Below are 25531 nucleotides of genomic sequence, written 5' to 3'. Positions count from 1 at the left end.
ATGAAAGGCACGCATTGTAGCATTCCGCCCGATCATTACGAGTTACCGCTATGCCAGACCAGAAACGGCTGTTTTTCGCGCTGCCGCTGCCAGCCGACCTTCAGCAAAACATTATTGAATGGCGCGCGGCGAATTTCGCGCCCGACGCAGGCCGGCCCATCGCGGCCGCTAACCTGCATATCACGCTCGCCTTTTTAGGCGACGTCAGCGCGCAGAAACAACGCACGCTGAGTGCGCTTGCCGGGCGCATCAGCCAGCCGGGCTTTACGCTCGCGCTTGATGACGCGGGCCACTGGCCCCGCTCGCAAGTGGTCTGGCTCGGTTCGCGCCAGCCGCCGCGCGGCCTGTTACAACTTGCGAATTTACTGCGCGCGCAGGCGGCCCGCAGCGGTTGTCCACAAAGCGCGCAACCCTTTCATCCGCATGTCACATTACTGCGCAACGCTCAGCACCCGGTCAGGCTGCCGCCGCCAGGGTTTGGCTGGCAGTTTCCGGTGCGGGAGTTTGTGCTGTATGAATCGCGTTTTGAACAGGGACGAACCCGTTACCAGCCGCTGGAGCGCTGGTCTCTTAACGCATAAGGAAGCGATATGGAATTTACGCCTGCCCTGAAACCGGCCCGGTTGATTCAGCGCTATAAGCGTTTTCTCGCCGATGTCGTGACGCCGCAGGGTGAAACCTTAACCCTGCACTGCCCGAATACGGGCGCGATGACCGGCTGCGCAACGCCTGGCGATACCGTCTGGTATTCAACCTCCAGCGTAGCGACGCGGAAATATCCGCATACCTGGGAATTAACTGAAACCCGTGACGGGGCATTTATTTGCGTGAATACGCTGCGCGCCAACACGGTGGTGAAAGAAGCGTTGCAGGCACAGCGTCTGCCCGCCCTCGCCGGTTACGAAAGTCTTAAAAGCGAAGTGAAGTACGGCGCGGAGCGCAGTCGCATTGACTTCATGTTACAGGCGAGTAACAAGGTTAACTGCTATATTGAGGTGAAATCCGTGACGCTGTCGGAGCAAGATTCAGGCTACTTTCCGGATGCGGTGACCGTCCGCGGTCAGAAGCATTTACGGGAACTGATGAGCGTAGTGGAACAAGGAGATCGCGCCGTGCTGTTGTTCGCCGTGCTGCACTCCGCCATTACGCAGGTCGCACCGGCGCGCCATATTGATGAACGCTACGCCAACCTGTTAAGCGAGGCGCAGCGCATGGGGGTGGAGGTGTTGGCCTGGAAGGCCTCGCTCTCCGCCAGTGAGATAACGCTGACGTCGCCTTTGCCGGTTCGCTTATAACCAGTTGATCCGCAATCGACTAATAATGATACGGCCGCGTGCGCAAATACGCTTTTCCTCACAGGGTTGTCAAGTGTAACGTTTAGATAATTGCTATCCGGAAAAGCTTCTGTTATTTATAGCGGCCTGATTTTTCCCCCGAGAAGGGGATCGATAGTGCGTGTTAAGGAGAAGCAACATGCAAGAAGGGCAAAACCGTAAAACATCGTCCCTGAGTATTCTCGCCATCGCTGGGGTGGAGCCGTATCAGGAGAAGCCGGGCGAAGAGTATATGAACGAAGCCCAGCTGGCGCACTTCAGGCGTATTCTTGAGGCATGGCGTAATCAACTCCGGGATGAAGTCGATCGCACCGTAACCCATATGCAGGATGAAGCTGCTAACTTCCCGGATCCGGTCGACCGTGCCGCCCAGGAAGAGGAGTTCAGCCTGGAACTGCGCAACCGCGACCGCGAGCGCAAGCTGATCAAGAAAATTGAAAAAACGCTGAAAAAAGTGGAAGACGAAGATTTCGGCTACTGCGAATCCTGCGGTGTTGAAATCGGTATTCGTCGCCTCGAAGCGCGTCCGACCGCCGATCTGTGCATCGACTGCAAGACGCTCGCCGAAATCCGCGAAAAACAGATGGCCGGCTAATCGCCGACGCAAATCAATAACACTTACGGCGGGGTTTCCCGCCGTATTCTTTTATGTCTGCCATCACCATGTCTGTGAAGTCTTACATCGGGCGCTTCGCCCCCTCTCCTTCAGGCGAACTGCATTTTGGCTCGCTTATCGCCGCGCTCGGCAGTTATCTCCAGGCTCGCGCACAGCAAGGCACGTGGCTTGTGCGTATTGAAGATATCGATCCCCCGCGCGAAATGCCCGGTGCCGCCGACACGATTTTACGCCAGCTTGAGCATTACGGCCTGTACTGGGATGGCGAGGTGCTGTACCAGTCGCAGCGTCACGAGGCATACCGTGAAGCACTGGCGTACCTGCGTGAGAATGGGCTGAGTTACTACTGCACCTGCCCGCGCAGCCGTATTCAACAGCTCGGCGGCGTGTATGACGGTCATTGCCGCACGCTGCACCGCGGCCCGGAACATGCTGCCGTTCGCCTGGTACAGAAACACCCGGTCATGGCGTTTACTGACAAACTGCGCGGCACACTCACCGCCGACCCGTCGCTTGCTCGCGAAGATTTTATTATTCACCGCCGCGACGGGCTGTTCGCCTATAACCTGGCGGTCGTCGTGGATGATCATTTTCAGGGCGTGACGGAAATTGTCCGTGGCGCAGATCTTATCGAGCCTACCGTGCGCCAGATTTCGCTCTATCAGCAACTGGGCTGGGCACCGCCGGATTATGTTCATCTGCCGCTCGTGGTAAACCCCGACGGCAATAAACTTTCCAAGCAGAATCACGCCCCGCCGCTGCCTCAGGGCGATCCGCGACCAGCGCTTGTCGAGGCGCTGGCGTTTTTAAACCAGCCGGTCGATAACGACTGGCGCGAGCTTTCCACCGAAACGCTGCTACGTCAGGCGGTGGAAAAATGGGATCTCAGCGCGGTACCTGCGGCGGCAGCCGCGAATCCGGCATTCTCAAATGCGTTGCGCTGAGCTATATTAGCCGCTGTTTTTTGTCCAGAGACTGACACTACCGAGGTGCACCATTTTTACCCGAGTCGCTAATTTTTGCCGTAAGGTGTTAAACCGCGAGGAGAGCGTGGTTGACGAAGGCGCCGCACAGCCCGCCATAACCATTATCCCGCGCGAACAGCACGCTATCTCCCGCAAAGATATCAGCGAGAACGCGCTCAAAGTGATGTACCGCCTGAATAAAGCCGGTTACGAAGCCTGGCTTGTTGGCGGCGGTGTGCGCGATCTGCTGCTTGGCAAAAAACCGAAAGATTTCGACGTCACCACTAACGCTACGCCGGATCAGGTACGTAAGCTGTTTCGCAACTGCCGCCTGGTGGGCCGTCGTTTCCGCCTGGCGCACGTCATGTTCGGGCCGGAAATCATTGAAGTCGCCACCTTTCGCGGCCACCACGAGGAGACGGCGAACGATCGTGCCACTTCCCAGCGTGGCCAGAACGGCATGCTGCTGCGCGATAACATCTTCGGCTCCATCGAAGAAGACGCCCAGCGCCGCGATTTCACGATCAACAGCCTTTACTACAGCGTCGCCGATTTCACGGTGCGTGATTACGTGGGCGGCCTGAACGATCTGAACGACGGCATCATCCGTCTGATTGGCGATCCGGAAACCCGCTACCGTGAAGATCCCGTGCGTATGCTGCGCGCGGTGCGCTTTGCCGCCAAGCTTGATATGCGCATCAGCCCGGAAACCGGCGAGCCTATTCCGCGCCTCGCCACGCTGTTAAACGACGTGCCGCCGGCGCGCCTGTTTGAAGAATCCTTAAAGCTGTTGCAGGCGGGTTATGGCTACGCCACCTATCGCCTGCTGTGCGAATATAATCTGTTCCAGCCGCTGTTCCCGGGCATCAGCCGTTACTTTACCGAGAACGGCGATAGCCCGATGGAGCGCATCATTGCGCAGGTGCTGAAGAATACCGATAACCGCATTCATAACGACATGCGCGTGAACCCGGCGTTTCTGTTCGCCGCGATGTTCTGGTATCCGCAGCTCGAAATGGCGCAGAAAATCGCCCAGGAAAGCGGCCTTGCCTATTACGACGCCTTTGCGCTCGCCATGAACGACGTGCTGGACGAAGCCTGCCGCTCACTGGCGATACCTAAACGTATCACCACGCTTATTCGTGATATCTGGATGTTGCAGCTGCGCCTGTCCCGTCGTCAGGGCAAACGTGCGTGGAAGCTGATGGAGCACCCGAAATTCCGGGCCGCTTACGATCTGCTGGCGCTGCGCGCCGAAGCGGAAAATAACGGCGAACTTCAACGCCTGACAAACTGGTGGGGCGAGTTCCAGTCTGCCGCACCGCCGATGCAAAAAGATATGCTTAACGATTTAGGCGATGAACCGGCCGCGCGCCGTCGTCCGCGTCGCCCACGTCGTCGTACCTCTCCGCGCCGTGAGGGCAACGCGTGACGCGAGTGTATATCGCGCTCGGCAGTAATCTTGCCGAGCCGCTTTCACAGGTCAATGACGCGCTGGCTGCGCTCGCGCGCATTCCGCAAAGCCGTGTGGTCGCCACGTCCTCGCTCTACCGCACGCCGCCGCTGGGCCCGCAGGATCAGCCTGATTACCTCAACGCCGCCGTCGAGCTGGAAACCTCGCTCACGCCGGAGGCATTGCTGGATAATACGCAGCGCATTGAACTGCAACAGGGGCGCGTGCGTAAAGCGGAGCGCTGGGGGCCGCGCACGCTCGATCTCGATATCCTGCTGTTTGGCAACGAGACGATAAACACGCCGCGCCTGACGGTTCCTCACTACGACATGAAAAACCGCGCTTTTATGCTGCTGCCGCTTGCAGAGATAGCGCCCGCGCTGCGTTTCCCGGATGGCGAACGCGTGGCGGATGTGCTTGAACGCCTTGATTGTTCAGCAATTCGCCACTGGTAAAGCAAAAACTTCCTCTTCGTATTTCCGCGCAGTATCCTCCCGCAAACGCATCGTTTACACTGCTTTTTTTCTGTTTGCGGGATAGCTATGAAACCGACCACTATTTCTCAATTGCGACGCCTGAAGGAATCCGGCAAAAAGTTCGCCACCATTACCGCCTACGATTTCAGCTTTGCGAAACTCTTTGAAGAAGAAGGGATTGGCGTCATGCTGGTCGGCGATTCGCTGGGGATGACGGTACAGGGGCACGACTCTACCCTGCCGGTGACCGTGGACGATATCGCCTACCATACCCGTGCCGTTCGCCGTGGCGCACCGCACTGTCTGCTGCTCGCAGACCTGCCGTTTATGGCCTACCCCACGCCAGAACAGGCGTTTGAAAACAGCGCCGCCGTGATGCGCGCAGGCGCGAATATGGTAAAAATTGAGGGTGGCCGCTGGCTTGCTGACACGGTACGCATGCTGACCGAGCGCGCCGTGCCGGTGTGTGGCCATCTGGGCCTGACGCCGCAGTCGGTGAATATTTTCGGTGGCTATAAAGTGCAGGGTCGCGATGAAGCCGCGGCCCAGACGCTGCTGGACGACGCGTTAGCGCTGGAGGTCGCAGGCGCGCAACTGCTGGTGCTGGAATGCGTGCCGGTCGCACTGGCGCAGCGCATTACCAGCGCGCTTTCGATTCCGGTTATCGGCATTGGCGCAGGCAACGTGACGGACGGGCAGATTCTGGTGATGCATGACGCCTTCGGCATCACTGGCGGCCATATCCCCAAATTTGCCAAAAACTTTCTGGCGCAAGCGGGTGATATGCGTGCGGCGGTACGTGAGTATATTGCAGAAGTGGAGTCCGGCGTTTATCCGGGAGCTGAGCATAGTTTCAATTAATCACAAAAAAGCGGCGCTTATGTGCCGCTTTTTATTATCAGCGTTTCATTACAGACGCTGAATTTCAATCGTCATGGTTCCCTGATAATCGCCAGGTACAACGTCCTGATCTTTAAGCTTAACGATATCCAGTTTAAATGGCGTGAGCGGCAGCGTGGCCTTCAGCGTGCCGGTATTAATATCAACAGGGATGCCAGCGTTGTTATACGTTGCAACGCCAACGCCTTTAGCCGCACCTTCGCTGGTGCTGTTATTCGCAAGCACGGTGCCGCTGGCATTATCTTTCTGGCCAGTGAATTTAAAAACAATATGGTTGTTTTCGATCTGATAACGACAGTAGTCCGTATTGCTTACCGAAAGCATGAGCTGTATGCCGCCCGTGTTAATTTTATTTTGTTCCTTAATATCATCCGTACTGGTATTAAAATTAATGGTGCTTTGGCTTAATCCCACCGCGCAGGATGTCTCATCGCCGCTCTTCAGCGTGCCCATGAGATGGAGTTGCGCTGCGGTATCATTGACGCTTACCTGCGCCCATGCCTGAGAGATAAACAAGGATGATAAGATTAGCATCCCAGCTACTTTTTTCATAAAGGGTCCTCACTATATAGAATTATACCGACGGAGAAGCTGTCCGTCTGACTGATGCGCAGAAAAACGTGAGCGCGGCGTGGTTAAAAACATTCACGCCGCAAATAACAATTATTTTTCACCGCATCCGCACAATTCTAGCAAAGATTATTTTCACTTCTTCACGGATGATGCGTTGAAATATAACCCCAGAATATCAATAAAAGTATTCCAGGCTAAATAATTCGCGAATACATTCATTATAGTTATATACGATGGCAAAATTCTGTTAATGGAACCCGGAATGACTTTGCTTTACTATTTGTTATTTGAATAGATGCTCCTTCTACTCCGGTAACATGACAATGGCGGCTTCGCCATCACGCTTCGCTGCCCTCACCCGGCGTAAACCCGATGCCAGGCATTGTGATAAACCCGTATTGTGCGTATCGTCATGCCCGGAGCTATTCACACAAGCATATTGTTTTCACTACAGGAGTCTTGATTGTGTTGATTATTGAAACCTTACCGCTGCTGCGCCAGCATATCCGTCGCCTGCGCATGGAAGGCAAACGCATCGCACTGGTACCGACGATGGGTAACCTGCATGACGGCCATATGAAACTGGTGGATGAGGCGAAAACCCATGCCGATGCGGTGGTGGTAAGCATTTTCGTTAATCCGATGCAGTTTGACCGCGCCGACGATCTTGCGCGCTACCCGCGCACGCTTCAGGAAGATTGTGAAAAACTGAAAAAACGCGGCGCGGATATTGTCTTCGCCCCGACGCCGGAAGAAGTCTACCCGCAGGGCATGGGTGAGCAGACGTTCGTCGATGTACCCGGCATTTCAACTATCCTCGAAGGCGCGAGCCGTCCGGGGCATTTTCGCGGCGTATCGACAGTCGTCAGCAAGCTTTTTAACCTGGTTCAGCCGGACGTGGCTTGCTTCGGTGAAAAGGATTATCAACAGCTCGCGCTGATCCGCAAAATGGTCGCCGATATGGGCTATGACATCGATATCATCGGCGTGCCGACGGTGCGTGCCAAAGACGGTCTGGCGCTCAGCTCGCGTAACGGCTATCTCACCAGTGATCAGCGCAAAATCGCGCCGGGCCTGAGCAAAGTAATGAATGCCATGGCAGAGAAATTACGCGCAGGCGATCGCGATCTGGACGGTATTATCGCGGCGGCGGCGCAGGCGCTTAGCGAGAAAGGCTTTCGCCCGGACGACCTGCAAATCCGTGATGCCGACACGCTGCTGGCACTCAATCCGGGCAGTCAGCGCGCCGTGATCCTGATGGCGGCATGGCTTGGTCAGGCGCGTTTAATCGACAACCAGACCGTGGAATTAGCCCAGTAGACAGCATGGTTAAAAAGGGCAATACTGCCCGGGATAAATTCCTGGTGCCGGGTCACCGCCCGGCGCTAACGACATTCTGGTAAACAGGGTTCAAGTTATGATTCGCACCATGCTGCAGGGCAAACTGCACCGCGTTAAAGTTACTCAGGCGGACCTGCATTATGAAGGCTCCTGCGCCATCGATCAGAATTTCCTCGAGGCCGCAGGCATTCTGGAATATGAAGCCATTGATATTTACAACGTGACCAACGGGAAACGTTTTTCGACTTACGCCATCGCTGGCGAGCGCGGCTCGAAAATCATTTCGGTCAACGGTGCAGCGGCCCACTGCGCCGATGTTGGCGATATCCTGATTATCGCAAGCTATGTGACCATGCCGGATGAGCAGGCGCGCAGCTGGCAGCCGAAAGTCGCTTATTTCGACGGCGACAACGAGATGAAACGCACCGCCAAAGCGGTGCCGGTACAGGTGGCGTAAGCCCTACACCATCAGTCTGATGAAGCCCTCCTCGCGTGGGCTTTTTTTATCCCTGCGGCTGGTTACTGATGATTTTCGCCATGGTCTCCAGCGAATCGGTACGCAGAATATAGAGCCGTTTTAGCAGGAACGGATTATCGCCCGGCTTCACTTTACCTTTCACCGTCGTCACCGCCAGATGAAACCCGGCGTCGCCCGCCGCTTTTACTGCTTTATCGTCGTACCCACCGAACGGATACGAGAGAAACAGCACATGCGGGTTGAACTGCGCCAGCGCGCGGCGTGAGCGTTTGTAGTCAAACAGAATGTTGTGATACGTGCGGCTTAACAAAATCGGGTGGTGCGCGGCGTCGGTACGGTGCAGGAAATGCGTGTGCGACTGGATATCAAACACATCCTGAATCGCCTTTAACTCCGCGACACTCATAAATTGCAGCGATTTAGGATCCCAGCGCTGCGGCTGGCGCTTAATGCGCGATGAAATAATAAATGCCGTAGCCTTAAAACCGTACGCTTTCAACACCGGGTACGCGTAGCGATAGACCGACTTCAGGCCGTCGTCGAACGTGATCACTACCGCTCGCGCGGGCAAATTGACGCGGTTATGCACGTAGCCGTCAAGATCGTAGAGGCTTAAGGTCGCGTAGCCCTGATCGCGCAGCCACGTCATCTGATTGCTGAACGCACGTACCGAGGTGGTAGTGGATGTGTGGCGAAACCGCGTGTTCTCTTCGTCATGCAGGATGTGATGGTACGTCAGCACCGGAATGCCGTTATCCTCCTGCGCGTCCAGACTGCTGATATACCCCAGTCGATTGCCGATGCGGATCTGAAACCAGGTCTGGTTCAGTCGGTCTTTCAGCTTGCCGACAATCGGGTAACGCAGGTTTTCGGCAAGCGTGCCCAGCGGCGCGCTGTTTACATCCGGCTCGTTATAGACCGTCACATCCCGCCAGGTCAGCAGGTTCTGGTTGCTGAGCGGCTTATTCAGATCACCCAGACTGTCCCTGACCCGGTTATCGCCCTGCACATCGGTCAGGTGCGCTTTATCAATAAACCCGGTACCAAAACCAAAGCGGAATTCATAATAATCGGCGGCAATCGGCACCACGGCGAGCAACTGTCCTTCACGGATAGTGCCAACCGTTTGCACGTTATCGCCCACCTTCGCCCAGATAGCGGCATCTTCCGTGGTTTGCATATATTGCGCGGGCAGGTGTTCGCCATCAAGCAGGCTCGCCTGCGCGACGCTTGCCACCATAAGCAGCAGAGAAAAAAAGAGACGATTTAGCATAGGAATGAAGGAACAGTGACAACCAGAGGTGAAATTATGCGCATTTTAACAAAAGTAATATGAATACCAAGTCCGGTTGTTATTTATCGTGCAATAACACAAAGGGTGGATTCTTTTGTTGCTGATGCCAGAGGCTGGTCACACTTTCACCGCCAGCTTTCACCATGGCATCGCGGAAGGTTGCGCTATCCAGCGAGGCGCGCTGCGGATACATCTGCACCAGCAACGGTAGGGAAATCCCGGCAATCACTTCGCTGTGCGGGTGTTTATGGCTCATCAGCGCCGCCACGCGATACGGCGCACCGCCGGGCGTGTCGGTCAGGAAAATCACGCCATCACCGCCATCGGCATGCCAGAGCGCGTCGCACATCATGCGGCTTAGCATATTGGTGCTAAGCCCCGTCCAGTAATCGACCGTCCGGCACAGCGGCAGTGCGCCAAAGCGGGCTTCCAGCTGCTGCGCATAATCGCGTGCGACGTAATCGTGACAAGCAATGACCCAACCTAACATGGCGACTCTCCTTGCATCGGTAGGGTAGTGTAACGAAGTGGCGACGCGTCGGCGTGATTTCCATCAACGCCGACGCGGTCAGGACATCAGGAACGCAGGCCGCGTCCGCGGCTGATGAGATACCAGCACAGCAGATAAAACGCGATGATAAAGCACGCCAGTACCGCGACGGTAAACAACAGCGGCACGTCGGAAATCCCAAGGAAACCAAAGCGGAAACCGCTAATCATGTAGACGATAGGGTTTAAGTGCGACAGCGCCTGCCAGAACGGCGGCAGCAGCGTCAGCGAATAAAACACCCCGCCGAGATAAGTCAGCGGCGTCAGCACAAAGGTCGGGATCAGGCTGATGTCATCGAACGTTTTGGCAAATACGGCGTTCAGCAGCCCGGCAAGCGAGAACAGGATAGCCGTCATTAACAGCGTCAGCCCGACAAACAGCCAGGAGTGCACCTGAAACGGCACGAAAAACAGCGACACCGCCGTTACCAGTACGCCCACGCACAGCCCGCGCGCCACGCCGCCGCCGACGTAACCGGCAATGATCACATGCGTCGGCACAGGTGCTACCAGCAACTCTTCGATGTTGCGCTGGAACTTCGCGCTGAAGAATGACGAGGCCACATTGGCATAGGAGTTGGTGATAACGGCCATCATGATGAGGCCCGGCACGATAAACTGCATATAGCTAAAGCCATGCATTTCACCGATACGTGAGCCAATAAGATTACCGAAGATAATAAAATAGAGGGTCATGGTGATAACCGGCGGCACCAGGGTCTGCACCCAGATGCGGGCAAAACGGTTCACCTCTTTCGCCCAGATACTTTTCAGGGCGACCCAGTAAAGCTGCATCATGCGCGCTCTCCTTGTTTTTCATTCACCAGCGTCACGAACAGCTCTTCAAGACGGTTCGCTTTGTTGCGCATACTCAGCACCTGCACGCCCTGCGCGGTCAGTTGGTTAAACACGCTGTTAATCCCCTGCTCGCGCAGCACTTCTACTTCCAGTGTCGACGTATCTACCAGCCGATACTGATAGCCATCAAGCTTCGGCAGCGGGCTTTTCGCGGCAAGATCGAGGATAAACGTCTCTGATTTAAGCTTGGAGAGCAGCGATTTCATCGACGTGTTTTCCACCAGTTCACCGCGCTGGATGATGCCAATATTACGGCACAGCATTTCCGCTTCTTCGAGGTAATGCGTGGTGAGAATAATCGTCGTGCCTTTATCGTTCAGATCTTTCAAAAAGCCCCACATAGAACGGCGCAGTTCGATATCCACGCCCGCCGTTGGCTCATCGAGGATGAGCAATTTTGGCTCATGCATCAGCGCGCGCGCGATCATCAGACGACGCTTCATGCCGCCTGAAAGCATACGCGCACGTTCATTACGTTTTTCCCACAGATCGAGCTGCTTTAAATACTTTTCGCTGCGTTCTACCGCTTCGCGGCGCTCGACGCCGTAATAACCCGCCTGGTTTACGACTATCTGCTGTACGGTCTCAAAGGGGTTGAAATTAAACTCCTGCGGCACCAGGCCTAACTGGCGTTTGGCGTTGACCACATCGCGCTCCAGGTCGTAGCCAAAGACACGGATACGTCCCGAGGTTTTATTGACCAGCGAACTAATGATGCCGATGGTGGTCGATTTTCCCGCGCCATTTGGGCCAAGCAGAGCGTAGAAATCCCCCGCTTCCACTTTTAAATCAATGCCGCGCAGCGCCTGTACGCCGCCGGGATAGGTTTTTTTAAGCTGCTCCAGCTCCAGTGCAATTGTCATGGATGTCCAGTCACCTTGTTTTCTTGCATAAGTTGTATGGTTTAAAAAAAAGTTTAGTTGCCCTATATTACCCCAACGCAATTGTCTGGTTACAGGTTGTTAACCTCTATGAAAGATATCAGCACACTTATTAGTAATAACGAACTCTGGTCAAAAATGCTGGTGGAAGAAGACCCTGGCTTTTTTGAACGTCTGGCACAGGCGCAGAAACCGCGCTTCCTGTGGATTGGTTGTTCCGACAGCCGCGTACCGGCTGAACGCCTTACTGGCCTTGAGCCGGGCGAGATTTTCGTCCACCGCAACGTGGCGAACCTCGTCATCCACACCGACCTCAACTGCCTCTCCGTAGTGCAGTACGCCGTCGACGTGCTGGAAGTGGAACATATCATCATCTGCGGTCACTACGGCTGCGGCGGTGTACAGGCGGCGGTGGAAAACCCGGAGCTTGGCCTTATCAACAACTGGCTGCTGCATATCCGCGACATCTGGTTTAAACATAGCTCTCTGCTGGGCGAACTGCCGCAGGAGAAGCGCCTCGACACGCTGTGCGAGCTGAACGTGATGGAGCAGGTTTATAACCTCGGCCATTCCACCATCATGCAGTCTGCCTGGAAACGCGGTCAGAAAGTGACCATCCACGGCTGGGCTTACGGCATCCACGACGGTCGCCTGCGTGACCTGGACGTGACCGCGACCAGCCGCGAAACGCTGGAGCAGCGCTACCGCAACGGCGTATGCAACATCCAGAAAACGCACGCCAGCCATAAATAAGGGCGTTCGAGAAATAAAAAAGGGGCCGTTGGCCCCTTTTTTGTGCGCTGGATTTACTCGTCCAGCATCACCACGTTGCCGATATAAGGCAGATGGCGATAGCGCTGGGCATAATCGATGCCGTAGCCCACCACGAATTTGTCCGGGATAGAGAAGCCAACAAACTCCACGTCCACGTTCACTTCACGGCGTGACGGTTTATCCAGAAGCGTACAGATAGCGAGCGATTTCGGCTCACGCAGGCTCAGGATCTCGCGCACTTTGGAGAGCGTATTGCCAGAATCGATAATGTCTTCAACGATCAGCACATCCTTACCGCGAATATCTTCATCCAGGTCTTTGAGGATTTTGACATCGCGCGTGGAGGACATGCCGCTGCCGTAGCTGGAGGCGGTCATAAAATCAACTTCATGCGCCACATGCACCTGACGGCACAGGTCCGCCATGAACATAAATGAGCCGCGCAGCAGCCCCACCAGCACCATTTCGCTGCCGCTGTCCTGATAGCGCTCAGTAATCTGACGACCCAGTTCTTCTACGCGCGCCTTGATTTCCGCCTCGGAAATCATTACTTCAACCGTATGTTTCATATCGCTAACCGTTTGATTTAAAAATAAATCACCGATACCCGCTGCGGCTGCTGCCGGTAACGATAGATAAGCGGGGCAGTATACCAGCAAAACGCCCTGCCGGCAGAAAAGTGCGAAAAGCTCTTTTTGTGATTAAGATCACATATGTTAACAACTATAATAACTTGCTACTTAAAAATTAAGAGTGTGGTTATGGCAGAAACAAAAAAGACACAATCACGACTTCTCGTGATTCTCACAGCCCTGTTCGCAGCATTATCAGGGCTGTATTTATTGGTTGGTGGTATATGGCTGGTATCAATTGGTGGTTCCTGGTATTACCCCATCGCCGGGGTAGGTATGCTGGCGACAGCATGGTTACTGTGGAAACGTAACGCCGCAGCACTGTGGCTCTACGCGATAATCTTGTTAGGTACGATGGCGTGGGGCATCTGGGAAGTCGGATTCGACTTCTGGGCGCTGACGCCGCGTTGCGACATTCTGGTGTTCTTCGGCGTATGGCTTATCTTGCCTTTCGTCTGGCGTCGCCTCCACACACCGTCGCGCGCAGGCGTACCGGCACTGCTGGTTTCGTTGATCATCACCGCCGGGCTGCTGTTCTGGGCAGGCTTTAATGATCCACAGGAAGTGAATGGCACCCTGAGCGCCGACAGCACGCCTGCCGCGGTGAACGGTAGCCAGGACATCCCTGACGGCGACTGGCCGGCTTATGGCCGCAACCAGGAAGGCCAGCGTTACTCGCCGCTCAAGCAGATCAACACCGATAACGTTCATCAGCTGAAAGAAGCCTGGGTGTTCCGCACAGGCGACCTGAAGCTGCCGAACGATCCGGGTGAAATCACTAACGAAGTAACGCCGATTAAAGTCGGTGACACCCTTTTCCTTTGCACCGCGCACCAGCGTCTTTTCGCTGTTGATGCCGCGACCGGTAAAGAGAAATGGCACTTCGATCCGCAGTTAAATACGAACCCGACGTTCCAGCACGTCACGTGCCGCGGCGTGTCTTATCACGAAGCGACCACGGCGAACGCCAGCCCGGACGTTGTCGCGGATTGCCCGCGTCGTATTATCCTGCCGGTGAACGACGGTCGTCTGTTTGCAGTGAATGCCGATAACGGCAAGCTGTGTGAAAGCTTCGCTAATAAAGGCATCCTGAACCTGCAGACCAACATGCCGGTGACGACGCCGGGCATGTATGAGCCGACTTCACCGCCCATCGTTACCGATAAAGTGATTGTTATAGCAGGCGCGGTGACGGATAACTTCTCCACCCGTGAGCCGTCTGGCGTCATCCGTGGTTTTGATATCAACACCGGTAAACTGCTGTGGGCCTTCGACCCGGGCGCGAAAGATCCTAACGCCATCCCGGCGGACGAGCATCACTTCTCGCTGAACTCCCCGAACTCCTGGGCACCAGCGTCTTATGATGCGAAACTCGACATAGTTTACCTGCCGATGGGCGTAACCACCCCGGATATCTGGGGCGGCAACCGCACACCGGAGCAGGAGCGTTATGCAAGTGCTATCGTCGCGCTGAATGCCTCGACCGGTAAGCTGGTATGGTCTTATCAGACCGTTCACCACGACCTGTGGGATATGGACCTCCCGGCGCAGCCGACCCTGGCCGACATTACCGTGAAAGGCGAAACCGTTCCGGTCATCTACGCGCCAGCGAAAACCGGCAACATCTTCGTGCTGGACCGCCGTAACGGCAAGCTGGTGGTTCCGGCACCGGAAAAACCAGTTCCGCAGGGTGCCGCGAAAGGCGACTACGTGACGCCGACGCAGCCGTTCTCTGATCTCTCTTTCCGTCCGAAGAAAGACCTGAGCGGCGCGGATATGTGGGGCGCCACGATGTATGACCAGCTGGTCTGCCGCGTGATGTTCCACAGCCTGCGTTATGAAGGCATCTTCACGCCGCCGTCTGAGCAGGGCACGCTGGTATTCCCGGGTAACCTTGGAATGTTTGAATGGGGCGGCCTGGCCGTTGACCCGCACCGTCAGGTAGCCATTGCTAACCCGATGGCGCTGCCGTTCGTCTCCAAACTTATCCCGCGTGGTCCGGGTAACCCGATGGAGCAGCCGAAAGACGCGCAGGGCACCGGCAGTGAATCCGGTATCCAGCCGCAGTACGGCGTGCCGTTCGGCGTCACCCTGAACCCGTTCCTCTCTCCGTTTGGTCTGCCGTGTAAGCAGCCGGCATGGGGTTATATCTCCGCGCTGGATCTGAAGACCAACGAAGTGGTGTGGAAAAAACGTATCGGTACGCCACGCGACAGCATGCCGTTCCCGATGCCGTTCCCGGTTCCGTTTAACATGGGTATGCCGATGTTGGGCGGTCCGATCACCACTGGCGGTAACGTGCTGTTCATCGGCGCGACCGCAGATAACTATCTGCGCGCGTACAACGTGACCAACGGCGAGAAGCTGTGGGAAGCCCGCCTGCCGGCTGGCGGCCAGGCGACGCCGATGACCTATGAAGTGAACGGCAAGCAGTATGTCGTGCTCTCCGCAGGCGGCCACGGCTCGTTCGGCACGAAGATGGGCGATTACATCGTCGCCTACGCTCTGCCGGATGACGCGAAGTAAAATCGTCAGATAAAACAAAGCCCCTCCATGAGGGGCTTTTTTATGGGCGCTATTTGTGGAAGTGGCAAAAGGCGAAGTGCGGTTGCAGCGCGGGTAAGCGCAGCGCCACCCGCCCCCTCAACGCATCCCGCTACGCCACCGTAAACCCGAGCATCATCCCGGTATCTTCATGCTCTAACAGATGGCAATGCGCCATATACGCATGCTCCGCTGACGCCGCGTAATCAAAGCGCACTACCACCTCACTGCGCGCGCCTTCGACCCATACGGTATCTTTCCATCCAGCGCGGTGCGCAGCGGGCGGTTTGCCATTTTCGGTGAGAATACGGAACTGCGCGCCGTGGATATGAAACGGGTGAAGCATCATGTCGCCCTCGCCAGAGACAGTCCATCGCTCATACTTACCGAGCGACGCCGCAAACGCTGGCGCGTTCATATCAAACGCCTTGCCGTTAATTTTATTGGCGTTATGGAAATCAAACCCGTTGCCGCCGTGGCCCATACCGCCCTGCGACATTTTACCGTGGCCCATATGTTCCATCTGGCTCATCATCTGCCCGTGTGGGTTCCCCGCCAGCGCCTGCTTGCCGTAACGCTTCGTCAACGCCTGCATTCCCATCATGTCGAGCATAGGGTCCATCATGAGCTGTAGCCAGCGTTCCTGAAGACCATCAAGCGCAGGCAGCGCCGACACCTCAACCAGTTTATCCGGTAGCATCCCTGAAGCAGGCACTACAACAGGCTGAATGCGTACCACCGGCTGTGGTTTGTCGAACGGCGCGACCGTCATGCCCATCTGGGTCACCGGCAACGTTACGATATCGAAAGGTTTTGCGTCACTGGTTTCCACCAGCACTTCAAAACGCTCGCCCATCAGCATCGGCAGCTCGGTCACTTTCACCGGCTCCGCCAGCAACCCACCGTCGCTGGCTATCACATACAGCGGGCGGTTGTCGCTTGCCGCGATTTTCAGCGTGCGCGCGTTACAGCCGTTCAGCAGACGCAGACGCAGCCAGCCTTTTGGCGGCGTGTGACGCGGATAAACTGCGCCGTTGCACAGCAAGGTATCGCCAAACCAGCCGACGGCGGCGGTCATGACATCCAGTTGATAATCGACCTCACCCGCTGCGGTGAACTTTTTATCCTGAATAATAAGCGGCACATCATCGACACCCCAGATTTTGGGCAGCATCAGTTGCAGGCTTTCGGTATCTTCGATAAGCAACAATCCCGCCAGCCCCATCGCCACCTGGTGACCGGTTTTACCGTGCTGATGCGGATGAAACCAGCAGGTCGCGGCGCGCTGTTCCGGCGTAAAGCTCACACTCCGGGTTTGCCCAGGCGAAATAACGCCCTGCGGACCGCCATCTACCTCGCCCGGCACTTCCAGCCCATGCCAGTGCACCGTGGTTTCTTCCCCGAGCGTATTGCGGATATCGACCGTTACTGGTTTCCCCTGGCGCAGCTTAATCGCAGGCCCCAGCAGCGAGCCGTTATACCCCCAGGTCGTGACATTTTTCCCGGCAAATGCGGTTTTCCCCGCTGTCGCGGTGAGTTGAATGCGGCTGCGGGCATCGGGCGTTAGCAGCGCAGGGATCGGCAGCGCGGGTTGTTCGGCAGCAAACGCGCCCCGGCTCCATGTGGGCAGCGCGCTTAACGCGCCCAGCGCAGCGGTGTACTTAATAAAATCTCGGCGTTGCATCTTCCAGTCCTTATCGTCAACGGGCATCCGTTGAGCTTAAACCCTCCCCTTGCGGGAAGGTCAAGTCTGGCGGAGCAGTAATACGGTTTGTGGCTGCCTGCGCGGCAGTGAACGACCGGCCAACGCTCACCCTCCCCATTTCCGCTTTCTAAGCTGCCTGCGCGGCAGTGAACCCGTCAAGCGTGCGCATCAGCCGCACGTCGTTTTTCTAAGCTGCCTGCGCGGCAGTGAACACCTTTTGCGCGACCGATTCGTATCGCCTCGCTTTCTAAGCTGCCTGTACGGCAGTGAACAAGCCCGAATATTACCTAATCAATTGTATTAAATACAAATAATCCGTTTTCCTTTCATCACACCTTTTTTTCAGCGCACGTAACGTGCTTCGTAAAATCAATAAGTTAACGCGCACGAAGAAAAAAGGGTTTCAGTGAATATAAGAAAAGGGCGCACGCTGCGTTCGCCTTCGCTTGCCGTGTGCAATTTACTTTCTCAAATCGCGCGTGGGTGATGTACCGAATGATGGGTGTTTCGCTGTTTTACCGGCGGGCCAGAAACAGGCGACAAGCCCTGTGGTACGGGCATCTGCCTTCAGAAAACACGGGAAATAACCTCGTCGCCGTTTGGTGAAGTGTGCTATCGTTTGGTATCGGTTGGCGAGTGGTAGACGTGATGAGAAAAGTAGTCAGGCTAATGTTTCTGGGCTGTCTGTTGGCCTTTTCCACTAACAGTTTTGCGCTGAGTGAATCAGAGGCGGAAGACATGGCCGATCTGACGGCGGTATTTGTCTTTCTGAAAAATGATTGCGGCTACCAGAACCTGCCAAATGGGCAGATCCGCCGCGCGCTGGTCTTTTTTGCCCAGCAAAATCAGTGGGATTTAAGCAATTACGACAGCTTTAATATGAAGGCGCTCGGCGAGGACAGTTATCGCGACCTGAGCGGCATCGCTATCCCTACCGCTAAAAAGTGCAAAGCGCTGGCGCGCGACTCGTTAAGCCTGCTTGCCTACGTCAAGTAATCCCTTCCTCTGCCCCTTTGGTGAAATCGTGACCGTGCATCCACGGTCATAGTTAGCTATGATGTTGCGCCCGTTTTTAAGGGTTGTTAACGAAGGAGGTATCAGCCAGTGACCGAGAATCCTATGTGGCACGAAACGCTGCACGATCAGTTTGGTCAATACTTTGCCCTCGACAAAGTGCTCTATCGCGAAAAGACCGATCATCAGGATCTGATTATTTTCGAGAACGCCGCCTTTGGCCGGGTGATGGCACTTGATGGCGTGGTGCAAACCACCGAACGCGACGAGTTTATCTACCACGAGATGATGACGCACGTCCCATTGCTGGCCCACGGCCACGCGAAGCGCGTGTTGATTATCGGCGGCGGCGACGGCGCGATGCTGCGTGAAGTCACACGGCATCAGAACGTGGAATCCATCACGATGGTGGAAATCGACGCGGGCGTGGTGGCGTTTTGCCGCGAGCATCTGCCCAACCACAACGCCGGCAGCTATGACGATCCGCGCTTTACGCTGGTGATTGATGACGGCGTGAATTTTGTCAACCAGACCACCCAGAAATTCGACGTGATTATCTCCGACTGTACCGATCCTATCGGTCCGGGCGAGAGTCTGTTCACCTCAGCATTTTATGAAGGGTGCAAGCGTTGCCTGAACCAGGGCGGGATTTTTGTCGCACAGAATGGTGTCTGCTTCCTGCAACAAGATGAAGCCATCGGCAGCCATAAAAAGCTCAGCCATTATTTTAGCGACGTCAGCTTCTATCAGGCGGCAATTCCGACTTACTACGGCGGCATTATGACGTTTGCCTGGGCAACCGATAACGAGGCGCTGCGTAAACTTCCACTTGAAACGCTACAGGCGCGCTTTCACGCCGCCGGGCTGAAGTGCCGTTATTACAATTCGGCCATTCATACGGCAGCCTTCGCTCTGCCGCAATATTTGCAAGATGCCCTGGCGTCTCAGGCATCCTAAGGAGGTGATAAAAATTGAAAAAGCTGAAACTGCATGGCTTTAACAACCTGACTAAAAGCCTGAGTTTTTGTATTTACGATATTTGCTACGCCAAAACGGCGGAAGAGCGCGATGGTTATATCGCCTATATCGACGAACTCTATAACGCCAACCGTCTGACCGAAATCCTGACGGAGACCTGCTCGATTATCGGCGCCAATATTCTGAATATCGCACGTCAGGATTATGAACCACAGGGTGCCAGCGTCACGATTCTGGTGAGTGAAGAGCCGGTCGACCCGCAACTTATCGACAAAACCGAGCACCCTGGCCCATTGCCGGAAACCGTGGTCGCGCATCTCGACAAGAGCCATATTTGCGTGCATACCTATCCGGAAAGCCACCCTGAAGGCGGCCTGTGCACCTTCCGCGCCGATATTGAAGTGTCCACCTGCGGCGTTATTTCGCCTCTGAAGGCACTAAATTATTTAATCCACCAGCTTGAGTCCGATATCGTGACCATTGACTATCGCGTGCGCGGTTTCACCCGTGACGTGAATGGCATGAAACACTTTATCGACCATGAGATTAACTCGATACAGAACTTTATGTCCGTCGACATAAAATCGCTGTATGACATGATGGACGTGAACGTTTATCAGGAAAACATCTTCCATACCAAGATGCTGCTTAAGGAGTTCGACCTTAAGCACTACATGTTCCACACCCGACCGGAAGAGTTAACGGAAGAAGAGCGCAAGGTGATTACCGACCTGCTCTGGAAAGAAATGCGCGAAATCTATTACGGACGCAATATCCCGTCCGTATAACCGCGTGCGGCGCAGGGACGCGCCGCGTTATCCGTACTGCGCCAGAAAGTCGCGGTACGCCTTCACCACCTGAAGAAAATCTTCGACGCCACACAGCGACAGGCTCTCTTCATCGTAGTAACTCATCCCCTCTTCCATTTCGTCGCCGGAAAACTCCAGCTGATTGGCGCGCACCATGACTTCTTCGCCATCCAGCCACAGCGTATATTCATGGCCGGTTTTCTGCCATTGTCGCTCGCTGCCTTTCACATCGCGGGCCGCCGCCTCGACTTCATCCAGCAGCGCCAGATTGCCTTTTACCTCTTCATTGAACCAGTAGCCGAGCGCTTCGTGGCCCATTGAGAGGCGGACTTTCACCACGCCGGTGATGTCGCGCAAAAATTCATAATCCATGGTGTTTTCCTCTGGCCCGGCGCCGCCTGGCCGCTGCTTTGTTTATCTCTTGTTATTATCGCAGCATGAAACGGAAAGAAAAGCGCCGCCATCGACGAAACTGAAACACCCTCGTAGACGAGCCGTTGTGCCAGCTGTGTTACTCTTGGTTTATCTTAAGGATTGTTGTGATGGGGTTGCCTGTGAAATTTTCTCTACACCATGCGCTGCTGCTTGCCACCGCGGCGCTGCCGCTCTCGTATGCCTGTGCCGGCGAGGCGGTGCGTCTGGATTGCGTCAACCGCGGCAACGTGCTGGTCTCGTTCTTTAAATACCGTCTCTCAACCATGAAGTGGGAAAACCATTTCCAGATAGCCTCCGGCATTGAGAAGAGCAAAACCGAAAGTGGCGTGCCGTATGAGACGATTTCATTTCGTAACGGCGACGATCTGATCTACTTCCCGGAAAAAGAGCGCTATGTGTTGTTTGACGCCGGTAAGCAAAAACCGGAGCGCTGCCAGGTTGAAGGCGAGTTTACGTATCCGGTAGTGAGCCTGCCCCGCTACGACGGTAAAGCGGCATCGTGAACGGTGTGGCGCATTAAAAAAGGGAAGCCATTGGCTTCCCTTTTTACTGGCTGGCCCGGCGCGAATCACGCCGGGCAGGCTTTTGTTATACCGCAGTCTGGAAAATCACGCCGTCCGCTTTCTCAGTGTACTGATTCAGCTGGTCGAAGTTCAGATAACGGTACGTATCCACAGCGGTTTTATCCACCTGAGACATGAACTGCTGATACTCGTCCGGCGTCGGCAGGCGGCCAATCAGCGCCGCAACGGCGGCGAGTTCGGCTGAGGCCAGATAGACGTTCGCACCGGTACCAAGACGGTTCGGGAAGTTACGGGTCGAGGTGGACACCACCGTCGCGCCGTCCGCCACGCGCGCCTGGTTCCCCATGCACAGCGAGCAGCCCGGGATCTCAATACGCGCGCCGCTCTTACCAAAGACGCTGTAGTAGCCTTCTTCTGTGAGCTGCGCGGCATCCATACGGGTCGGCGGCGCAACCCACAGGCGGGTCGGCAGCTGGCCTTTATGGGTATCCAGCAGTTTACCCGCCGCACGGAAGTGACCGATATTGGTCATGCACGAGCCGATAAACACTTCGTCAATCTTATCGCCGGTCACGGCAGAGAGCAGACGCGCGTCGTCCGGATCGTTCGGCGCGCAGAGAATCGGCTCTTTGATCTCGTTCAGATCGATATCGATCACCGCCGCGTATTCCGCATCGGCATCTGCTTCCAGCAGTTGAGGATCGGCAAGCCACTTCTCCATCCCCTGAATACGACGCTCCAGCGTACGGCGATCGCCGTAGCCTTCGGCAATCATCCACTTCAGCAGCACGATGTTGGAGTTGAGATACTCAATGATCGGCTCTTTGTTGAGCTTGATGGTGCAACCCGCCGCAGAACGCTCGGCAGAGGCATCGGTCAGCTCAAATGCCTGCTCGACTTTCAGCTCCGGCAGACCTTCGATCTCCAGGATACGGCCAGAGAAGATGTTTTTCTTGCCCTTCTTCTCTACGGTCAGAAGACCTTGCTGGATAGCGTAATAAGGGATCGCATGCACAAGGTCACGAAGCGTAATACCCGGCTGCATCTGGCCCTTAAAGCGCACCAGCACTGATTCCGGCATATCGAGCGGCATCACGCCGGTCGCGGCGGCAAACGCCACAAGGCCAGAGCCCGCCGGGAAAGAAATACCGATCGGGAAGCGGGTGTGGGAGTCGCCGCCGGTGCCAACGGTGTCCGGCAGCAGCATGCGGTTCAGCCACGAGTGGATAACGCCATCACCCGGACGCAGAGAGACGCCGCCGCGGTTCATAATGAAGTCTGGCAACGTGTGGTGCGTGGTGACGTCAACCGGCTTCGGATACGCCGCAGTGTGGCAGAAAGACTGCATCACCAGGTCTGCGGAGAAGCCGAGGCACGCCAGGTCTTTCAGCTCATCGCGGGTCATCGGGCCGGTGGTGTCCTGTGAACCTACCGACGTCATTTTCGGCTCGCAGTACGCGCCCGGACGGATACCGGCAACGCCGCACGCGCGACCTACCATTTTCTGCGCCAGCGAGTAACCACGATTGCTTTCCGCGACATCTTTAGCGTGACGGAACACCTCGCTGTGCGGCAGGCCCAGCGCTTCGCGCGCTTTGGTGGTAAGACCGCGACCGATAATCAGCGGGATACGGCCGCCCGCGCGCACTTCGTCAATCAGCACGTCGGTTTTCAGTTCAAAACTTGCCAGCAGCTCGCCGGTTTCGTGGTGGCGCACTTCGCCTTTGAACGGGTAGATGTCGATGACATCGCCCATATTCAGGTTGGAAACGTCCACTTCAATCGGCAACGCGCCCGCATCTTCCATCGTGTTGAAGAAGATAGGCGCAATTTTGCCGCCCAGCACCACACCGCCGCCGCGCTTGTTCGGCACATGCGGAATGTCGTCGCCCATAAACCACAGCACCGAGTTGGTGGCGGATTTACGCGATGAGCCGGTACCGACCACGTCGCCGACATAGGCCAGCGGGAAGCCTTTCTGTTGCAGGGCTTCGATCTGTTTAATTGGACCTACGCTGCCTGGCTGATCCGGCTCAATGCCTTCACGGGCGTTTTTCAGCATCGCCAGCGCATGCAGCGGGATATCCGGGCGCGACCAGGCGTCCGGCGCCGGAGAGAGATCGTCGGTGTTGGTTTCGCCCGTTACTTTGAAGACGGTGACGGTGATTTTATCTGCCAGCGCCGGGCGTGACAGGAACCATTCGGCGTCTGCCCAGGATTGCATGATCTGCTTCGCATACGCGTTGCCCGCTTTTGCTTTTTCTTCTACGTCGTAGAAGTTATCGAACATCAGCAGCGTATGGGACAGTGCTTTGGCGGCAATCGGCGCCAGCGTGTCGTTATCCAGCGCTTCAATCAGCGGATGAATGTTGTAACCGCCCTGCATGGTGCCCAGCAGTTCAACGGCTTTTTCAGGGGTTACCAGCGGAGAGGATGCTTCACCTTTGGCGACAGCGGCAAGGAAACCTGCTTTAACATAGGCGGCTTCATCAACGCCTGGGGGTACACGATTGGTCAGCAGGTCTAACAGAAACTCTTCTTCACCCGCAGGCGGGTTCTTCAGCAGCTCGACGAGTGCGGCCATTTGGGTTGCATCTAAGGGTTTGGCTACAATCCCCTCGGCGGCACGCTCAGCTACGTGCTTACGGTATTCTTCTAGCACGACGGTTCTCCTCGCTCTCATTGTCATAGTGGGAGCCAGGCTTCTCTCTTCACGCTCCTGTGAGACAGCAGTTTGTAGGGTAAATGCCCGGATCCGCGACGGGGAGAATAGCAGGAATTTGGTGAAGTGTTAATCTGTTTACAAAAAAGCAACATTAAATCTTTGCTGAATCGTTAAGCTACGCAGAACGCGTTTTGAAAGTGTGCTTGTGGGCATAAAAAAACGCCTCCGAAGAGGCGTTTAATCAGAAAGGCAGAAGATTACTTCTTCTTCGCTTTCGGGTTCGGCAGATCGGTGATGCTGCCTTCGAAGACTTCAGCCGCCAGACCTACAGACTCGTGCAGGGTCGGGTGCGCGTGGATGGTGAGTGCGATGTCTTCTGCGTCACAACCCATCTCGATAGCCAGACCGATTTCACCCAGCAGCTCGCCGCCATTGGTGCCGACAATCGCGCCGCCGATAACACGGTGGGTTTCTTTGTCGAAAATCAGTTTGGTCATACCGTCTGCGCAGTCAGAGGCGATAGCACGGCCAGACGCTGCCCACGGGAAGGTGGCAGTTTCATAGCTGATGCCTTTCTCTTTCGCTTCTTTCTCGGTCAGACCCACCCATGCAACTTCCGGCTCGGTGTAAGCAATGGACGGGATCACTTTCGGATCAAAGTAGTGCTTCATGCCGGCGATAACTTCAGCGGCAACGTGGCCTTCGTGTACGCCTTTGTGCGCCAGCATCGGCTGACCGACGATATCGCCGATAGCGTAGATGTGCGGCACGTTGGTGCGCATTTGCTTGTCAACGCGGATAAAGCCACGGTCGTCCACTTCAACGCCCGCTTTACCGGCATCGAGGTTTTTGCCGTTCGGCACACGGCCGATAGCGACCAGCACGGCGTCATAACGCTGCGCTTCAGCAGGCGCTTTTTTGCCTTCCATGGAAACGTAGATACCGTCTTCTTTCGCTTCAACGGCAGTAACTTTGGTTTCCAGCATCAGGTTGAATTTCTTGCTGATGCGCTTGGTGAAGACTTTCACCACGTCTTTGTCGGCAGCCGGGATAACCTGGTCGAACATCTCAACCACGTCAATCTCTGAACCCAGCGCATGGTAAACGGTACCCATCTCCAGACCGATGATACCGCCGCCCATAACCAGCATGCGTTTCGGCACTTCTTTGAGTTCCAGAGCGTCGGTGGAATCCCATACGCGCGGATCTTCATGCGGAATAAACGGCAGCTGAATCGGACGGGAACCCGCCGCGATGATAGCGTTGTCGAAGTTGATAACGGTTTTGCCGTTCTCGCCTTCCACTTCCAGAGTGTTCGCACCGGTGAATTTACCCAGGCCGTTCACCACTTTCACTTTACGGCCTTTAGCCATACCAGACAGACCGCCGGTCAGCTGATTGATGACTTTTTCTTTCCAGGTACGGATTTTATCGATGTCAGTTTTCGGCTCGCCAAAAACGATACCGTGCTCGGCCAACGCTTTCGCTTCTTCGATGACTTTCGCAACGTGCAGCAGAGCTTTAGAAGGGATACAGCCTACGTTCAGGCAAACACCGCCAAGGGTGCTGTAACGCTCGACGATTACGGTTTCCAGACCTAAGTCAGCGCAACGGAAGGCTGCAGAGTAACCTGCCGGGCCTGCCCCAAGTACCACGACCTGAGTTTTGATTTCAGTACTCATCATGACCTCTTTGTAATTTTCCGGCGGGTCTGACGCTTATGTTTTAACGCC

The 25531-nt window shown here is 55.6% G+C and carries 25 protein-coding genes; 15 read left to right on the top strand and 10 right to left on the bottom strand.

Annotation, left to right across the window (positions count from 1 at the left end):
- The first annotated feature begins 50 nt into the window (after positions 1-50).
- From thpR to panB, 7 genes are all read left to right on the top strand, one after another.
- Positions 51-581 (top strand): RNA 2',3'-cyclic phosphodiesterase, encoded by a 531-nt coding sequence (gene thpR / locus AFK62_RS03915; protein ID WP_007676926.1) that lies wholly within the window; start codon positions 51-53, stop codon positions 579-581.
- 9 nt (positions 582-590) lie between these two features.
- Positions 591-1295: a DNA/RNA nuclease SfsA gene (gene sfsA, locus AFK62_RS03910; protein ID WP_053531725.1), complete on the top strand. Its 705-nt coding sequence runs from the start codon at positions 591-593 to the stop codon at positions 1293-1295.
- A gap of 178 nt (positions 1296-1473) precedes the next feature.
- Positions 1474-1929 (top strand): RNA polymerase-binding protein DksA, encoded by a 456-nt coding sequence (dksA, locus tag AFK62_RS03905; protein WP_001155227.1) that lies wholly within the window; start codon positions 1474-1476, stop codon positions 1927-1929.
- 68 nt (positions 1930-1997) lie between these two features.
- Positions 1998-2894 (top strand): tRNA glutamyl-Q(34) synthetase GluQRS, encoded by an 897-nt coding sequence (gene gluQRS, locus AFK62_RS03900; protein WP_032984685.1) that lies wholly within the window; start codon positions 1998-2000, stop codon positions 2892-2894.
- Positions 2895-2946: 52 nt separating this feature from the next.
- Positions 2947-4347 carry a polynucleotide adenylyltransferase PcnB gene (gene pcnB, locus AFK62_RS03895; RefSeq protein WP_205694549.1) on the top strand — a complete coding sequence of 467 codons (1401 nt, stop codon included), beginning with the start codon at positions 2947-2949 and terminating at the stop codon, positions 4345-4347.
- Positions 4344-4823 (top strand): 2-amino-4-hydroxy-6-hydroxymethyldihydropteridine diphosphokinase, encoded by a 480-nt coding sequence (gene folK, locus AFK62_RS03890; protein WP_032984663.1) that lies wholly within the window; start codon positions 4344-4346, stop codon positions 4821-4823. The genes pcnB and folK overlap by 4 nt, the downstream gene beginning before the upstream one ends.
- A gap of 87 nt (positions 4824-4910) precedes the next feature.
- Entirely contained in the window at positions 4911-5705 is a 795-nt protein-coding gene (panB, locus tag AFK62_RS03885; RefSeq protein ID WP_007676931.1) for a 3-methyl-2-oxobutanoate hydroxymethyltransferase, read from the top strand.
- A 48-nt stretch (positions 5706-5753) separates the two neighbouring features.
- Here the strand turns inward: panB and AFK62_RS03880 are convergent, their stop codons facing one another.
- Positions 5754-6296 carry a fimbrial protein gene (locus AFK62_RS03880; RefSeq protein WP_050555044.1) on the bottom strand — a complete coding sequence of 181 codons (543 nt, stop codon included), beginning with the start codon at positions 6294-6296 and terminating at the stop codon, positions 5754-5756.
- 486 nt (positions 6297-6782) lie between these two features.
- On the opposite strand from AFK62_RS03880, the gene panC reads away from it, so the two are divergent.
- On the top strand, positions 6783-7637 hold the full coding sequence (gene panC, locus AFK62_RS03875) for a pantoate--beta-alanine ligase (protein ID WP_053531724.1): 855 nt from the start codon (positions 6783-6785) through the stop codon (positions 7635-7637).
- Between the two features lie 97 nt (positions 7638-7734).
- Entirely contained in the window at positions 7735-8115 is a 381-nt protein-coding gene (panD, locus tag AFK62_RS03870; protein WP_007676934.1) for an aspartate 1-decarboxylase, read from the top strand.
- A gap of 46 nt (positions 8116-8161) precedes the next feature.
- Here the strand turns inward: panD and AFK62_RS03865 are convergent, their stop codons facing one another.
- The 4 genes from AFK62_RS03865 to AFK62_RS03850 all read right to left on the bottom strand — a co-directional run bounded on the left by AFK62_RS03865 (position 8162) and on the right by AFK62_RS03850 (position 11700).
- The gene (locus tag AFK62_RS03865; RefSeq protein ID WP_007676935.1) at positions 8162-9409 is read right to left on the bottom strand and encodes a polysaccharide deacetylase family protein; all 1248 of its coding nucleotides are present in this window, start codon (positions 9407-9409) and stop codon (positions 8162-8164) included.
- A 79-nt stretch (positions 9410-9488) separates the two neighbouring features.
- Complete coding sequence (locus AFK62_RS03860; protein WP_007676936.1) at positions 9489-9920, bottom strand: PTS sugar transporter subunit IIA; 432 nt, start codon at positions 9918-9920, stop codon at positions 9489-9491.
- 86 nt (positions 9921-10006) lie between these two features.
- Positions 10007-10777: an ABC transporter permease gene (locus tag AFK62_RS03855; protein ID WP_007676937.1), complete on the bottom strand. Its 771-nt coding sequence runs from the start codon at positions 10775-10777 to the stop codon at positions 10007-10009.
- Positions 10774-11700 carry an ABC transporter ATP-binding protein gene (locus AFK62_RS03850; RefSeq protein WP_007676938.1) on the bottom strand — a complete coding sequence of 309 codons (927 nt, stop codon included), beginning with the start codon at positions 11698-11700 and terminating at the stop codon, positions 10774-10776. Before AFK62_RS03850 ends, AFK62_RS03855 begins: the two co-directional genes overlap by 4 nt.
- Positions 11701-11808: 108 nt before the next feature.
- Between AFK62_RS03850 and can the strand changes: the two genes are divergently transcribed.
- A complete protein-coding gene (gene can, locus AFK62_RS03845; RefSeq protein ID WP_007676942.1) occupies positions 11809-12471 on the top strand; it encodes a carbonate dehydratase in 663 nt (220 codons plus the stop codon).
- Between the two features lie 53 nt (positions 12472-12524).
- Here can and hpt read toward each other — a convergent pair whose 3' ends face one another.
- Positions 12525-13061 carry a hypoxanthine phosphoribosyltransferase gene (hpt, locus tag AFK62_RS03840; protein WP_007676944.1) on the bottom strand — a complete coding sequence of 179 codons (537 nt, stop codon included), beginning with the start codon at positions 13059-13061 and terminating at the stop codon, positions 12525-12527.
- A gap of 192 nt (positions 13062-13253) precedes the next feature.
- Here hpt and AFK62_RS03835 point away from each other — a divergent pair, with 192 nt between their 5' ends.
- On the top strand, positions 13254-15650 hold the full coding sequence (locus AFK62_RS03835; protein ID WP_071884227.1) for a glucose/quinate/shikimate family membrane-bound PQQ-dependent dehydrogenase: 2397 nt from the start codon (positions 13254-13256) through the stop codon (positions 15648-15650).
- A 130-nt stretch (positions 15651-15780) separates the two neighbouring features.
- Here AFK62_RS03835 and cueO read toward each other — a convergent pair whose 3' ends face one another.
- The gene (gene cueO / locus AFK62_RS03830; protein WP_007676948.1) at positions 15781-17352 is read right to left on the bottom strand and encodes a multicopper oxidase CueO; all 1572 of its coding nucleotides are present in this window, start codon (positions 17350-17352) and stop codon (positions 15781-15783) included.
- Positions 17353-18021: 669 nt separating this feature from the next.
- Between cueO and AFK62_RS03825 the strand changes: the two genes are divergently transcribed.
- The 3 genes from AFK62_RS03825 to speD all read left to right on the top strand — a co-directional run bounded on the left by AFK62_RS03825 (position 18022) and on the right by speD (position 20153).
- The gene (locus AFK62_RS03825; protein WP_015386992.1) at positions 18022-18369 is read left to right on the top strand and encodes a YacC family pilotin-like protein; all 348 of its coding nucleotides are present in this window, start codon (positions 18022-18024) and stop codon (positions 18367-18369) included.
- 123 nt (positions 18370-18492) lie between these two features.
- Positions 18493-19344: a polyamine aminopropyltransferase gene (gene speE, locus AFK62_RS03820; protein ID WP_032984667.1), complete on the top strand. Its 852-nt coding sequence runs from the start codon at positions 18493-18495 to the stop codon at positions 19342-19344.
- Positions 19345-19358: 14 nt separating this feature from the next.
- Entirely contained in the window at positions 19359-20153 is a 795-nt protein-coding gene (gene speD / locus AFK62_RS03815) for an adenosylmethionine decarboxylase (RefSeq protein WP_007676954.1), read from the top strand.
- Positions 20154-20180: 27 nt separating this feature from the next.
- On the opposite strand, the gene yacL is transcribed toward speD, so the two are convergent.
- On the bottom strand, positions 20181-20546 hold the full coding sequence (yacL, locus tag AFK62_RS03810) for a protein YacL (RefSeq protein ID WP_007676956.1): 366 nt from the start codon (positions 20544-20546) through the stop codon (positions 20181-20183).
- A 170-nt stretch (positions 20547-20716) separates the two neighbouring features.
- Here yacL and AFK62_RS03805 point away from each other — a divergent pair, with 170 nt between their 5' ends.
- The gene (locus tag AFK62_RS03805) at positions 20717-21112 is read left to right on the top strand and encodes a hypothetical protein (protein WP_369834747.1); all 396 of its coding nucleotides are present in this window, start codon (positions 20717-20719) and stop codon (positions 21110-21112) included.
- Between the two features lie 85 nt (positions 21113-21197).
- Here the strand turns inward: AFK62_RS03805 and acnB are convergent, their stop codons facing one another.
- Both acnB and lpdA read right to left on the bottom strand, forming a co-directional pair.
- Positions 21198-23795: a bifunctional aconitate hydratase 2/2-methylisocitrate dehydratase gene (acnB, locus tag AFK62_RS03800; protein WP_085960980.1), complete on the bottom strand. Its 2598-nt coding sequence runs from the start codon at positions 23793-23795 to the stop codon at positions 21198-21200.
- Between the two features lie 260 nt (positions 23796-24055).
- Positions 24056-25480 (bottom strand): dihydrolipoyl dehydrogenase, encoded by a 1425-nt coding sequence (lpdA, locus tag AFK62_RS03795; RefSeq protein ID WP_004388373.1) that lies wholly within the window; start codon positions 25478-25480, stop codon positions 24056-24058.
- Positions 25481-25531: the final 51 nt, after the last annotated feature.

The sequence above is a fragment of the Cronobacter condimenti 1330 genome, from assembly GCF_001277255.1.
Classification (GTDB): Bacteria; Pseudomonadota; Gammaproteobacteria; order Enterobacterales; family Enterobacteriaceae; genus Cronobacter; species Cronobacter condimenti.
Note: the sequence above shows the minus strand (reverse complement) of the source record. Positions and strands in the feature narration are given on the sequence as shown.